This window comes from Aeromonas tecta, from assembly GCF_000820185.1.
Lineage (GTDB): Bacteria > Pseudomonadota > Gammaproteobacteria > Enterobacterales > Aeromonadaceae > Aeromonas > Aeromonas tecta.
Map to the genome: position 1 here is coordinate 128,568 of NZ_CDCA01000020.1, position 12,670 is coordinate 141,237.

Annotated in this window: 21 protein-coding genes; all 21 read left to right on the forward strand. The window is 61.8% G+C overall.

The features are described from left to right. Positions 1–94: 94 nt before the first annotated feature. The 21 genes from BN1137_RS05320 to BN1137_RS05415 all read left to right on the forward strand — a co-directional run bounded on the left by BN1137_RS05320 (position 95) and on the right by BN1137_RS05415 (position 12,664). Positions 95–916 (forward strand): GPO family capsid scaffolding protein, encoded by an 822-nt coding sequence (locus BN1137_RS05320; RefSeq protein ID WP_050717598.1) that lies wholly within the window; start codon positions 95–97, stop codon positions 914–916. An 11-nt stretch (positions 917–927) separates the two neighbouring features. Then, the gene (locus BN1137_RS05325; protein WP_050717599.1) at positions 928–1,959 is read left to right on the forward strand and encodes a phage major capsid protein, P2 family; all 1,032 of its coding nucleotides are present in this window, start codon (positions 928–930) and stop codon (positions 1,957–1,959) included. Positions 1,960–1,968: 9 nt separating this feature from the next. Further along, on the forward strand, positions 1,969–2,649 hold the full coding sequence (gene gpM, locus BN1137_RS05330) for a phage terminase small subunit (RefSeq protein ID WP_050717600.1): 681 nt from the start codon (positions 1,969–1,971) through the stop codon (positions 2,647–2,649). Beyond that, positions 2,630–2,911 (forward strand): hypothetical protein, encoded by a 282-nt coding sequence (locus BN1137_RS05335; protein ID WP_050717601.1) that lies wholly within the window; start codon positions 2,630–2,632, stop codon positions 2,909–2,911. The genes gpM and BN1137_RS05335 overlap by 20 nt, the downstream gene beginning before the upstream one ends. 97 nt (positions 2,912–3,008) lie before the next feature. Next, entirely contained in the window at positions 3,009–3,479 is a 471-nt protein-coding gene (locus BN1137_RS05340) for a head completion/stabilization protein (protein WP_050717602.1), read from the forward strand. Continuing rightward, on the forward strand, positions 3,479–3,682 hold the full coding sequence (locus BN1137_RS05345; protein WP_042640309.1) for a tail protein X: 204 nt from the start codon (positions 3,479–3,481) through the stop codon (positions 3,680–3,682). The genes BN1137_RS05340 and BN1137_RS05345 overlap by 1 nt, the downstream gene beginning before the upstream one ends. Before the next feature lie 17 nt (positions 3,683–3,699). Then, on the forward strand, positions 3,700–3,930 hold the full coding sequence (locus BN1137_RS05350) for a TraR/DksA C4-type zinc finger protein (RefSeq protein WP_198150600.1): 231 nt from the start codon (positions 3,700–3,702) through the stop codon (positions 3,928–3,930). 15 nt (positions 3,931–3,945) lie between these two features. After that, complete coding sequence (locus BN1137_RS05355) at positions 3,946–4,311, forward strand: putative holin (RefSeq protein ID WP_050717604.1); 366 nt, start codon at positions 3,946–3,948, stop codon at positions 4,309–4,311. 1 nt (position 4,312) lies between these two features. Next, positions 4,313–4,621 carry a phage holin family protein gene (locus BN1137_RS05360; RefSeq protein WP_050717605.1) on the forward strand — a complete coding sequence of 103 codons (309 nt, stop codon included), beginning with the start codon at positions 4,313–4,315 and terminating at the stop codon, positions 4,619–4,621. Further along, complete coding sequence (locus BN1137_RS05365; RefSeq protein WP_050717606.1) at positions 4,618–5,442, forward strand: N-acetylmuramidase domain-containing protein; 825 nt, start codon at positions 4,618–4,620, stop codon at positions 5,440–5,442. The genes BN1137_RS05360 and BN1137_RS05365 overlap by 4 nt, the downstream gene beginning before the upstream one ends. 145 nt (positions 5,443–5,587) lie before the next feature. Then, positions 5,588–6,055: an Rz-like lysis system protein LysB gene (lysB, locus tag BN1137_RS05370; protein WP_050717607.1), complete on the forward strand. Its 468-nt coding sequence runs from the start codon at positions 5,588–5,590 to the stop codon at positions 6,053–6,055. Then, positions 5,949–6,191 (forward strand): Rz1-like lysis system protein LysC, encoded by a 243-nt coding sequence (lysC, locus tag BN1137_RS22825; protein ID WP_232306897.1) that lies wholly within the window; start codon positions 5,949–5,951, stop codon positions 6,189–6,191. The genes lysB and lysC overlap by 107 nt, the downstream gene beginning before the upstream one ends. Next, positions 6,166–6,615, forward strand: a complete 450-nt coding sequence (locus BN1137_RS05375; RefSeq protein WP_050717608.1) for a phage tail protein — start codon at positions 6,166–6,168, stop codon at positions 6,613–6,615. The genes lysC and BN1137_RS05375 overlap by 26 nt, the downstream gene beginning before the upstream one ends. A 2-nt stretch (positions 6,616–6,617) precedes the next feature. After that, positions 6,618–7,076: a phage virion morphogenesis protein gene (locus tag BN1137_RS05380; RefSeq protein WP_050717609.1), complete on the forward strand. Its 459-nt coding sequence runs from the start codon at positions 6,618–6,620 to the stop codon at positions 7,074–7,076. A gap of 78 nt (positions 7,077–7,154) precedes the next feature. Then, positions 7,155–7,706, forward strand: coding sequence for a phage baseplate assembly protein V (locus BN1137_RS05385; RefSeq protein ID WP_050717862.1), 552 nt, complete (start codon positions 7,155–7,157; stop codon positions 7,704–7,706). Further along, positions 7,703–8,062 (forward strand): GPW/gp25 family protein, encoded by a 360-nt coding sequence (locus tag BN1137_RS05390; protein WP_050717610.1) that lies wholly within the window; start codon positions 7,703–7,705, stop codon positions 8,060–8,062. The genes BN1137_RS05385 and BN1137_RS05390 overlap by 4 nt, the downstream gene beginning before the upstream one ends. Continuing rightward, positions 8,059–8,958 carry a baseplate J/gp47 family protein gene (locus BN1137_RS05395; RefSeq protein ID WP_050717611.1) on the forward strand — a complete coding sequence of 300 codons (900 nt, stop codon included), beginning with the start codon at positions 8,059–8,061 and terminating at the stop codon, positions 8,956–8,958. Before BN1137_RS05390 ends, BN1137_RS05395 begins: the two co-directional genes overlap by 4 nt. Beyond that, a complete protein-coding gene (locus BN1137_RS05400; protein ID WP_050717612.1) occupies positions 8,955–9,587 on the forward strand; it encodes a phage tail protein I in 633 nt (210 codons plus the stop codon). Before BN1137_RS05395 ends, BN1137_RS05400 begins: the two co-directional genes overlap by 4 nt. Beyond that, positions 9,584–10,675 carry a phage tail protein gene (locus tag BN1137_RS22830; RefSeq protein WP_083443375.1) on the forward strand — a complete coding sequence of 364 codons (1,092 nt, stop codon included), beginning with the start codon at positions 9,584–9,586 and terminating at the stop codon, positions 10,673–10,675. Before BN1137_RS05400 ends, BN1137_RS22830 begins: the two co-directional genes overlap by 4 nt. 9 nt (positions 10,676–10,684) lie before the next feature. Next, positions 10,685–11,293: a tail fiber assembly protein gene (locus BN1137_RS05410; protein WP_050717613.1), complete on the forward strand. Its 609-nt coding sequence runs from the start codon at positions 10,685–10,687 to the stop codon at positions 11,291–11,293. A 192-nt stretch (positions 11,294–11,485) separates the two neighbouring features. Next, positions 11,486–12,664 (forward strand): phage tail sheath protein, encoded by a 1,179-nt coding sequence (locus tag BN1137_RS05415; RefSeq protein ID WP_050717614.1) that lies wholly within the window; start codon positions 11,486–11,488, stop codon positions 12,662–12,664. Positions 12,665–12,670: the final 6 nt, after the last annotated feature.

Below are 12,670 nucleotides of genomic sequence, written 5' to 3' on the forward strand. Positions count from 1 at the left end.
CCGTAGATACACTGGCCGCTGATTGCGCGATCCCGCCTGTCACCCAGACCATAACCGCGACATCACCATCCAATCACCAAAGGGATCCCAGCTCATGGCTAAGTCCAAATTTTTCCGTGTTGCCGTCGAAGGGGGCACGACCGATGGCCGCACCATCACCCGCGAATGGATTGAACAGATGGCCAAGCGCTACAGCCAGTCCACCTACGGCGCCCGGGTCAATATGGAACACATTCGAGGCTTCGACCCCAACGGTCAGTTCAAGATGTACGGCGACATCACCGCAGCCAAGACCGAAGAGGTCGACATGGAAGGTGAGAAGCGCCTGGCCCTGTTCGTACAGATCGACCCGACCCCTGAATTGGTCGAACTGAACAAGAAGCGCCAGAAGGTGTTCACCTCTGTCGAAATCCACCCGAACCTGAACGAGAAAGGCGCCTACCTGATGGGGCTGGCCGTCACCGACAGCCCGGCCAGCCTCGGCACCGAAATGCTCCAATTCTGCAGCAAGGCCTCGACCAACCCGCTGGCCGAGCGCAAACAGCACAAGGAGTGCCTGTTCACCGCGGCGCTGGAAACCGTCATCGAATTCGAAAACGAAGCCGACAAAGGCCCCGGCCTGCTGGAACGGGTCACCGCGCTGTTTTCCACCCACACGAAGCAATCCACCGCGGACTTAAGCGATGTGCATCAGGCCGTCGAGGCCGTGGCCAAAGAAGTGACCGCCATCGATAACGACCTGCAGAAGAAGTTCAGCGAGCAGGCCCTGACCATCACCGCACTGACCAGCCAACAGGAAGCCACTGCCAAGGCACTGGCCAACCTCACAGCCCAGCTGGAAGACCAGGAAGATTTCAGCCACAAACGCCAGCCCGCCACTGGCGCCCAAGGCACCACCATCGAAACCGATTGCTAAGGACCCCATCCATGCGTAATGAAACCCGCCAGAAGTTCAACGAGTTCACCGGCAAGGTAGCCAAACTCAACGCCATCACCAGCGCCATGGTGCAATTCAACGTGCAGCCCAGTGTCCAACAGACCCTGGAAACCAAGATGCAGGAGTCGGTCGCCTTCCTCGCCATGATCAACATGGTGCCGGTGGATGAACTCAAGGGGCAGAAAGTCGGCATCGGTATCAGCAGCACCATCGCGGGCCGAACCAATACCGATACCAAAGACCGCCAGCCCAACAACCCGGCCGCCCTGTATGACCACAACTACGAGTGCGCCCAGACCAACTACGACACCATGATCGGCTATGCCCAGCTCGATTCGTGGGCCAAGTTCCCTGACTTCCAGACCCGTATCCGCGACGCCATCATCACCCGCCAGGGACTGGATCGCATCATGATTGGCTGGCACGGCACCAGTGCGGCACCAGACACTGATCGCAATGCCAACCCCTTGCTGCAAGACGTCAACATCGGCTGGCTGCAGCACATTCGCACGGATGCCCCGGCCCAGGTCATGAGCGAAGGCATTGATGGCAGCGGCAAGATCTACGTGGATGCCGCCGACGGCGACTACAAGAACCTCGACGCCCTGGTGTTCGACGCCGTCAACGAGCTGATCAAACCCTGGTTCCAGGACGACACCGAACTGGTGGTCATCTGCGGCCGTAAGCTGCTGTCCGACAAGTATTTCCCCATCATCAACGACGCCAGCGACAACCAGAACAAGCTGGCCGGTCAGGTGCTCGTGAGCCAGAAGCAGATCGGCGGCCTCAAGGCCGTGCGCGTCCCCTTCTTCCCCGACAACGCCCTGCTGATCACCAAGCTCAGCAACCTCTCCATCTACTGGCAAGACGGTGCCCGCCGCCGCCACATTGAGGAAGAACCCAAGCGCAACCGTATCGTCAACTACGAAAGCTCCAACGACGCCTACGTGGTGGTGGATTACGACTGTGTCGCTCTGGTCGAAAACATCGTCATGGGGCCGAACCCGGCCCCCGGCGCATAAGGGGGTGACATGACTCCCGCTCGTCGACACCGCGAAAAAGCACTGGCCGCCCTGCAAGGGGCGGCCTCTCCTCAATTCGACCAGGTACGCGCCAACGCCTATGAACTCCAGCTGATGCAGTTGGCCGAACACCGCCGCACCCTCAAGGGCATCCAGAGCATCGAGCGCAAGATAGACGCCAAGCGCCCCATGCTGACCGTCTACAAACCTTGGATTGATGGCCTGTTGGCCGCCGACCGAGGCGGACAAGATGACGTCCTGGTCACCGTCATGCTCTGGCACCTCGACACTGGCGATCTCGAAGGGGCTTTCCCTATGGCCGACTACGTGATCCGCCATGGCCTCAGCACCCCGGACCGCTACGAGCGCACCGCCGCCACCATGATTGCCGAAGAGGTGGCCGACACAGCCATCAAGCTGCAAGAGGCAGGCAATGGCCCCATCTGCGGGTTGCTCTATACGTACCTCGGCCTGCTTGAACCCTGCGACATCTTCGACCAGGTGCGCGCCAAGCTGCACAAGGCCGTGGGCCGCGCCGCGCTGGCCGAAGGGCACAAGCCGCAAGCCGCCGAGCACTACCGCCGCGCCATCGAACTGCACGACAAGGTGGGCATCAAGAAGGAGCTCGAAGTGCTCGAGCGCGAGCTGAAAAAAGAACAAGGAGAGAGCCATGCCGCGCTATCGCAATAAACCGGTTGAGATCGAAGCCCTGCAATGGACGGGTCACAACCTCACAGAGATCCAAAGGCTCGTGAAGCCATGTCACCTGTTCTTTGACCAAGAGGGCATGAAGTTCCGCACTGCGATAGGAACGATACCAGCCAATATTGGCGACTTCATTGTCAAGGCAGTGGACGGTAGTTGTTGCCCTTGCCCTCCGAAATTATTCGCCGCCGTCTATGAGCGAGTCACACCAGAACAGCAGCCCGACGCCCAAGGCGGCGGCAGCTAACCGAGCGAACCCCGCACCCTGGGCGGCTCGGGCCTGACGAATGCGTTTCGCATACCAGACGGCCCGACCACCGCCCAACAAGCGGAGAAGGAACAACATGAGCACCGGATTCATTGCCAATGCACCAACTGCACCAGCCGAAGGAGAGATAACCTCCAACCCTTTCTGGCCGGCGATCTCGCTGTCTGATCTACGCGAAACCGTCCGGCTCGATGGCACCGTCACCACCGCACGCCTCACCCATGCAGTGATCGACGCCATCACCAGCGTCAACCGGGATCTGGCTGATTGGCGCACTGCCCGCCAGGACGAAGGCCACACCACTCTGGCCGCCGTGCCGAGCGAGCGCATCAACAACGAATCGGTGTACCTGCACAGCTACCGGCGCGCCGTCTATGCCATGGCCCGCGCCAACCTGCTGGAACGCTACACCGACTACAGCGCCACCGGTGACGGCGTCAAAGGGGCCGATGCCAAGATCGTGAGCTCTGACGACCTCTACCGGGATGCCCGTTTTGCCATCCGCGACATCCTCGGCACCACCCACAACACGGTGGAGCTGATCTGATGCAACTGCGCAGCCAACAGGGCGACACCCTCGATCTCATCCTGTTCCGGCACTACGGCTACACCGCAGGCATCACTGAGCAAGTGCTCAACCTCAACCCCGGTTTGGCCGCGCTCGGCCCCATCATCCCGACCGGGACCCTTATCACAATGCCAGCGGCCCCCACCCAGGCCGAGCAACCGCTGATCCAGCTATGGGACTGACCCATGAGAACACCGACATGAGCCGCCTCGACGACGAACTCGAACGACTGGCCGACATCAGCGAACAGAAAATCGCTGCCCGCATTCATGCCGCCCGCATCAGTGGCACCGGCCCTCACTACTGCATCGACTGCGAAAACCCCATCCCGCAGGCCCGCCGTGAAGCGATCCGGGGCTGCGAACGCTGTGCCGAGTGCCAGACCATCCATGAATTCCAAACCGCTCGCCATTACGGCGGCAAACGATAACAACAGGAGAGCACGATGCCAGAACCGATCTCATCCAGTGCAGCAACCAGCACCCTCACCGGTCTGGCGCTGCTGTCACTGTTCCCCGGCCTTGATATCGAAGTGGTACTGGCAGCATTCGCCGGAGCCATGGTATTCATCGCCACCACCACCGAACTCGGCAATCTGCGCAAAGCAGGGCTGTTTGTCGCGGCCTTCATCATCGGGATCCTCTTTGCCGATCAGGTAGCCGCCATCATGACAACCGTTCTACCTGCCAAGGCTGCCGGCAGCCCGCGTGCTATCGGTGCCTTGCTGGCATCGGCGATGGCCGTCCATTTGTTGCAATGGGCCTTGCGCAAAGCGCCGGAAGACCTGTTCAAACTCCGCAAAGGGGGCTGACATGCTGACCATCCTCTACGCCATGATCTGCGCCGCCATCGCCCTGCGACTGGCTACCTTCAACCGCAACGGGGGCGACTACCGCCCCCTGCCTGCCATGCTGGCATGGGTCATCACTGTGGCCGCCGGCTCCGTGCCACTGCGCGCCATGCTGGGTGCCTTGCCATCACCGGATCCCGCCGCTGTCCTGTTGGCCGCCGTGCTGCTCACTGCCCTGATCGGTTCTCGCGGCTCCGTCATGCGCCTGCTGCCACGCCGTCGCCAGCAACCGACCACCGCCAGCCACCTGAACGGGAGGTATCAACCATGAGTCTGAAAAAAGGGGATACCGGCACCACCGTAGCCGATCTGCAGCGTCGCCTGACCAAAGCCGGCTATCCGGTCGAGCCGGACGGCTGGTTTGGCGATGCCACCGAGCTCGCCCTGCTCGCCTTCCAGCGGGACTACATGATCACCGCCATCGGCCAGGCAGGCCCGCGCACCCTGGCCGCCCTGCTCGGCAGCGAGCGCGGCAACCAGCTGACCGTCAACCATATGCAGGCCGGTGCCGATCTGCTGGCCGTGCCACTGGCCATCATGGCCAGCGTCGCCCAGGTCGAGAGCATCGGCGAAGGTTTCACCGACGCCACGCGCCCCGTAGTGCTGTTCGAGCGGCATGTGTTCTACAAGCAACTCACCAAGCACCAGGGCAAGGCCACCGCTGACCAGATGGCCGCCAATTACCCCAACCTGGTCAACCCCAGGCGCGGCGGCTATGCCGGCGGCGCGGCAGAATGGGAACGGCTGCAACTGGCCCTCAGTCTGTGTCGGGTTGCCGCCATCGAGTCGGCCAGCTGGGGCATGTTTCAGATCATGGGCTACCACTGGCAGGCGCTGGGCTTTACCTCGGCCAGCGACTGGATGGGTGCCATGCAGCGAAGCGAGGTCGAACACCTCACAGCTCTGTGCCGCTTCATCCAACAAGACGCAGTCATGCACAAGGCGCTGCAGGGGCGAAAATGGGCCGACTTCGCCCGCCGCTACAACGGTCCCGCTTACAAAGACAACGACTACGACACCAAGCTGGCCAAGGCATACGACCACTTTGCCAAGGTTTACCAGGTGAAGGAGGTGGCAGATGCCTCGGCCTAAGTGCGGTCACTTGTCAGGGAAAACCTGCATCAAGCTGGGTGCGAAATGTCTGGAGTTGCGCTGGTTTGGTGGCTGCGTGGTCTGTCCGTTCAGAGGATGTGGCCAGAAAAAGCCGCAGCCAACCCCCCCCCCCGAGGAAACCGTAATGACATTACTGCGCTCCCCCATCACCTGGTTGCTGATCGCTCTGGCCATCGCCTTGGGCGGCTGGGGCTGGTCGGCCACCTCGGCCGCCACTGCAGCGGGCCAGGTCACCACCCTGCAAGCGGACCTCAAGGCAGCCGACGACAAGGCCAAAGAGGCCGAACATCGTGAAAAGCTCAAAGACGGGACTATCAGCACCCTCACCAGTGAGCTGGACACCCAGGCAACCGCTGCCGCACAGCTGCAGCGCCAGCTTGGCGATCTGACCATCACGGCCGCGACTCGCGCCGACACAATCAAGAGGCTCAAACGTGAAAATGCCGAGCTCCAAGCCTGGGCTGATAGCCCTCTGCCTGATCCTGTTGTCAGGCTGCTCCAGCGCCCCGCCCTCACCGGCGCCGCAGATTATCAGGCTTACCTGTCAAAGCCTGACACCCTGCCAACTGCCACCGGCCAACCCGGCCAATAACGGCGATCTACTCGACCAGCTGACCCAGACCGAGGCCGCCTGGGCCAGCTGCGCCGCCCAGGTCGACAGCCTTATCGCCTGCCAACAACGAAACCCGAACGGGAGGGAATATGGAAAAACCAAAACAGATCCGTGAGGTGCTGACCCGCTGCGTGCCGCACCTCAAGACCAATCCGGACAAGCTGCACATCTTCATCGCCCCGGGCAATGTCGAAAGCACCGGCGCCCGCTCGCTCTCGTTCGAGTGGCAATACCCGCTCACCATCGGCATCGAGGACTTTGCCGGTCACCCGGATCAGATCATGGTGCCGCTGCTGGCCTGGCTGCGCCAACACCAGCCCGAACTGATGACCAACGACGAGCTGCGCAAGGATGGCATCACCTTCGAGGCCGAATACCTCGCGAGCGACCTAATGGACCTCATCATCACCGTCAAGCTGACCGAGCGGGTTCGCGTGTGGCAGAACGAACAGGGGATTGGCTGGGAGCACCTGCCGGAGCCGCCAGAAGACCCCTACGACGGCATCACCTGGGAATTGTTCCAGCACGAGGACAACTGACGATGGCCGCCGACGACCTGAGCCGCCTGACCAGCTGGGCCGATGGCCTGCTGGTCAGCATGGAACCCGCCGCCCGCCGCCAATTAGCCGAGGACATGGCGCGCAAGCTGCGAGACAGCCAAGCCAGTCGGATCCGGGCCAACATCCTGCCAGATGGATCCCCCATGGCCCCCCGCAAGCCTCAGCCCAAGTTGAAGAAAGGCCGGGGAAGATTGCGCCACAAGATGTTCTTCAAAATCAGCAATAAAACCTGGCTCAAGGCCCGAGCCAGTGAACATCAAGCTGTGGTCGAGTTTGTCGGCACGGCCAATCGCATTGCCACCATTCACCAATATGGCCTCAAAGACCGTATCAAGGGTCGTGAGATTTCATACCCGGTGCGGGGGCTGCTTGGCATTACAGCACAAGAGTACGACCAGCTCGAAACCACCTTGCTCGCTCACCTCACCAACGGGTTGTAATCATCGCGGCCAGTGTATCCACCGTGGATACACTGGCCGCAACTCGCCTTGCCTGCCATTGCCCAAAACAATGGCCCCATGCAACCGACCCCGACTGAACTCCAACGCCTGATAGACAACCTGATCCGCATCGGCACCGTCACCGCCGTGCGCTCCGGGGAATGTCGCGTCAAGACCGGCGACCTTGAAACCAACTGGCGGCCCTACGCAGCAGCGCGGGCCGGGAAGAATCGCACCCGCAGTCGCCTCTCCATCAACGAGCAGGTACTGCTGCTGTCGGTCAGCGGCGATCTGCGTAATGCCTACATTGTCGGCCCCATCAATTGCGCCGCCTTCCCCGAACCGCTGGCGAATGATGACAACCCGGATCTCGACCGCACCGAATACAGCGACGGCGCAGTGATCGAATACAACCCGCAAACCGGCGAGCTCAATGCCAACGGCATCATGGCGGCCAGGATCAAGGCCAGCGTCAGCGTGACCTTCGACGCCCCCAAGGTCATCTGCACCAACCTGCTGCAGGCCAAGCGGGTGATGAGTGAAACCGCCAAAGTCGGTGCAGTCGAGGTCACCACCCACGGCCATGAAAATGTACAACCAGGCAGTGGCCAGTCAGGGGGCCCGATATGAACTGGCTCGGCATGAACGCTGCCAGCGGGCGCACCATCAGCGCCACCGACCACATCATCCAGTCGGTGCGCGACATCCTCATCACCCCGGTGGGCTCCCGCGTCATGCGCCGCGACTACGGCAGCGAGCTGTTTTACCTCATCGACCATCCCCAGCATCAGGCGACCCGCCTGCGCCTGATGGCTGCCACCGTGCAGGCCCTCATCAACTGGGAACCCCGCATTACTATCACCCGAGTCGATGTGCTAGGCGGCGACATGAATGGCGCCCTCACCGTCGAACTCACCTGGCAGCGCAAAGATGGCGGCGCGCCGGAATCTGCCAGCTTCACCATCCCAACCGGAGCCGTCCAGTGAGCACCATCACCCTCTCCCAACTGCCCCAACCCGATGTGATCGAGCTGCTGGATTACGAAGCCATCTTGGCCGAGCGCAAGGCGTATCTCATCAGCCTCTATCCGACAGACCAACAAGCCAGCATCACCGCCACCCTGGCGCTCGAGTCCGAGCCCATCACCAAGCTGCTGCAAGAGAATGCCTACCGGGAGCTGATCCTGCGCCAACGCATCAACGATGCGGCAGTGGCCAACATGCTGGCGTGGGCCAAGGGGAGCGACCTCGACAACCTGGTGGCCAACTGGAATGTGCAGCGCCTCATCATCCAACCGGGTGACCCCATCGCCAGCCCGCCGGTACCGGAAATCAAAGAAGATGACGAAGCCCTGATCCTGCGCGCGCTGATGGCGTGGGATGGCCTCAGCGTAGCGGGCCCGACGGGCGCCTATGAATATTTTGCCCTCTCGGCAGACGGCAAGGTGGCTGACGCCAAAGGATCCAGTCCAGCCCCTGCAGAGGCACTGGTCACCATCCTCAGCACTGAAGGGGACGGCAGCGCCGACGCAGCGCTGATCACCAAGGTCACCCAAGCCCTGAGCCATGAAGACAAGCGCCCTGTAGCCGACCGGCTCACCGTGCAGAGCGCCGGCATCATCCACTACACCATCACCGCCAAGCTGCACATCAGCAGCCAGGGGGCAGAGGGTGACGTGATCCTGCTGGCAGCCCGTGACAAGCTCGCCGCCTTTATCAACCCGCGTCGCCGCATCGGGGTAGAGGTGCCGCGCTCTGCCATTGATGCCGCCCTGCACGTGCAGGGGGTAAGCAAGGTTGACCTGATAGGCTGGGACGACATCATCCCCAGCGCCACCCAAGCCGCCTACTGCACCGGCTTCACGGTTGGGCGAGCCCTATGAATACTCTGCTGCCGCCCAGCACCACCCGCACCGAACGCAACCTGGCCACGGCGGGCGCAGCCGCCCAGCTGTTGCCGATCCCGTTTCGCACGCTCTGGTCACCCTGGACTTGTCCCGCTCACCTGCTGCCCTATCTGGCTGCCAGCTGGAGCGTCGATCGCTGGGATGACAAATGGCCAGAAGCCACCAAACGCCAGGTCATCGCCAACAGCTACTTTGTGCATAGCCGCAAGGGCACCATCGGAGCCATTCGTCGGGTGGTGGAACCCCTCGGCTTTCTGATCAAGGTGCTGGAGTGGTGGCAAGAAACCCCACATGCCACGCCAGGCACTTTCAAGCTCGACATCGGCGTACTCGACACCGGTATTACCGAAGCCATGTACCAGGAGCTGGAGCGGCTGATTGCCGACGCCAAACCCATGACCCGCCACCTGACCGGCCTTGCCATCAGCATGGAGACCCGCGGCCCGCTCTATCTTGGGGCCGCTTGTTACCTCGGCGACGAGCTGACCATCTACCCCTACAGCCCCGAAGCCATCGAGATCCACGGCCAGCAGTGGCACGGCGGCATCCTGCACACCATCGACACCCTCACCATTCAACCGCAACCGACAGGAGGTGCCGCTTGAGCGCCATCTATTTCGCCATCCCCACCCAGGCGGGGCAGGCCAAAATCGCCAACGCCATCGCGCTGGGGATCCCGCTGAAAATCACCCACATGGCGGTGGGCGACGGCAACGGCCAGCCGGTCACCCCCAACCCGGCACAGAACACCCTGGTGCGCGAGCAACGCCGCGCCCCACTCAACACCCTGTTTCAAGACCCGCTCAACCCGGCGCAACTGGTGGCCGAGCAGATCATCCCTGAGACCGTTGGCGGGTGGTGGATCCGTGAAGTGGGCCTGTTCGATGACAGCGGCACCCTGATTGCCATTGCCAACAGCCCGGACACCTACAAGCCTCAGCTGTCGGAAGGTTCAGGCCGCACCCAGACCATCCGCATGGTGCTGATCGTCAGCGACACCAGCGCGGTAGAGCTCAAGATTGACCCGTCCGTGGTGCTGGCCACCCGCAAATATGTCGATGATGTGATGAAGCTGCACCGAGAGGGTCGAGATCATCCTGCGAGCACTAAAACGGAAAAGGGCATGCTTCGGCTGGCCACTGAGGCAGAAGCCATCGCCGGTGAACGGGAAGATTGCGCCGTGGCCCCCAAGCAGATGCGGGCCGCTATGGAAGCCCTGCTCGATGCTGTTTTACCCATCGGCCAGTTCATTTACTACGATGGTCCGACCGTACCGAACGACCGATTCATTGTCTGGAAAGCGCAAGCCTTTGACATGTTGATGTACCCCAAGCTGGCCGCCAAATACCCATCGGGTCGTTTGCCCGCAGACCTGCGTGGCGAGTTCATTCGCGGTGCCGACGAGGGCAGAGGCATTGTGAATGGGCTGCTCCCACTGATGAGCAAACCGGATCAGACTCGCGCCCATACTCACCAGTTTCAAAACCGTTTCGGGGCAAACCAGATTGCCCTGACATCCATTGATGGGCGCATAGGCACAACGGCCCTGCAGCCCGTCGATAACGACTCGGTGCACGTTGCCACCGTACCGATGGCCGGTGCGGCCTCGTTTTCCATTGCCGTTGCCGCGTCTGGTGGGTCAGAAACGACGCCACGCTATGTCGCTGCCCTGATCCTGTGCCGAGCCAAGTAAGGAGCCACCATGATTGAAATTGACGAAAAGGGGTTTGCCACATCATCAGGTGTCATGACAGTGCATCGTATCAGTGATACGACCCGCGAATGGTTGGGCCCCCATGATGAATACATGAGCATTGGCACCGGCTTGGCACGAGGTAGCTACCTGACTGGGCCAGATGAACTTGTTGCACTCGGCTGCGTGTGGTGCAGGGCTCTGGATGACAGTGGTTGGCACCAGGTTGAAGACCACCGCGGGAAACTGGCCTACGACACAGCAACCAGGGCTGCGAGCGAACTTACGGCACTTGGCCCTGTGCCAAAGACGCATACCCTGCTGGTACCCGCTTCGCCATTCGACCGCTGGAATGGGCAAGCATGGGAGCTGGATGAGGCGGCTGAGCTGCAAGCAAAACTGAGTGCGGCACAATCCGAACAATCCAGGCGTATCGCCGTCGCCAGCCAGCAAATCGCCATCATCAGCCCAGCCGTCGACGGCGGCTACGCCAAGCCGGAGCACACCCAGCTGCTGGCAGACTGGCAGCGCTATCGCTACGGTCTGACGCTGATGTCAGAGCAACCCGACTGGCCTGGATCACCGCAGTGGCCCACCGAGCCGGCCAAGCTCATCTAGCAGCACCATCACGACACACCCCGCCCCGTGCGGGGTGTATTGTTACCGCCGCCGCTTGCACTCTTGTCACCGCCGTTCCAGTGTATCCACGCCAGATACACTGGCCGCCGCTCGCCTGCCATCCCCTGCCACTGCATCCTGACCCTGCTCGCATCACATGCACCAAGCTCCGTCCGGACAACAGGAGAACCTATGGCACTGGACCAATTTCACCACGGCGTACGCGTCGTGGAAGCCAACGAAGGCACCCGCACCATCCGCACCGTCGCCACGGCGGTGATCGGCATGGTCTGCACCGCCGCCGATGCGGATGCCGCCTACTTCCCGCTCGATAAGCCGGTACTGATTGCCAACTTGCCGGCGGCCATTGCCAAAGCGGGCAGCGAGGGCAACCTCAAGAAGTCGCTACAAACCATCTATGACACCGTCAACACCATCGTCATTGCCGTGCGCGTGGCGGATGGTGCTGACGCGGCCGCCCTGACCAGCAATATCATCGGTACCATCAAGCCCAATGGCAGCTACACCGGCCTCAAGGCGCTGGAGCGGGCCGCCCCGATGACCGGCATCAAGCCGCGCATCCTCTGCGTGCCGGACAACTGCACCTTGCCGGTGGCTACTGCGCTGGGTGGTGTGGCCAAGAAGCTGCGCGCCTTTGCCTACGTACCGACCATCGCCGACACCGTCGAGGCGGCCCTGGCCTACCGCGAAAACTTCGCCAGCCGCGAACTGATGCCGATCCATGGTGACTGGACTGCGTGGGACGTTGCGGCCAATGCCAGCGTCAAGCTCGATGCCTGCCTCAAGGCCGCCGCCATGCGGGCACTCATCGACAAGGAAATCGGCTGGCACAAGACCCTGTCGAACGTCGGTGTGACCGGGGTGGACGGCATGACCAAAGCGCTGTTCTGGGATCTGCAAGACCCCGACACCGAGGTCGGCCTCCTCAATGCCAACGAGATCACTGCTCTGATCCGTGCCGACGGTTTCCGTTACTGGGGCAACCGCACCTGTTCCGATGACCCGCTGTTCGCCTTCGAGAACTACACCCGCACCGCCCAGATCCTGGCCGACACCATGGCCGAGGCGCATATGTGGGCCAACGACAAGCCCATGACCCCCACCCTGGTGAAAGACATCATCGAGGGCCTCAAGGCCAAGGGCCGCGAACTGGTGACCGGTGGATACCTGCTCGGCTTTGACTGCTGGTACAACGAAGAGCTCAACGACAAAGACACTCTTAAGGCCGGCAAGCTGCGCATTGATTACAACTACACCCCGGTACCGCCGCTTGAAGACCTCGGCTTCCAGCAGCGCATCACCGACCACTACCTCATCGACTTCGGCGTCCGCGTCGCGGCCGCAGCATAAGGAGTA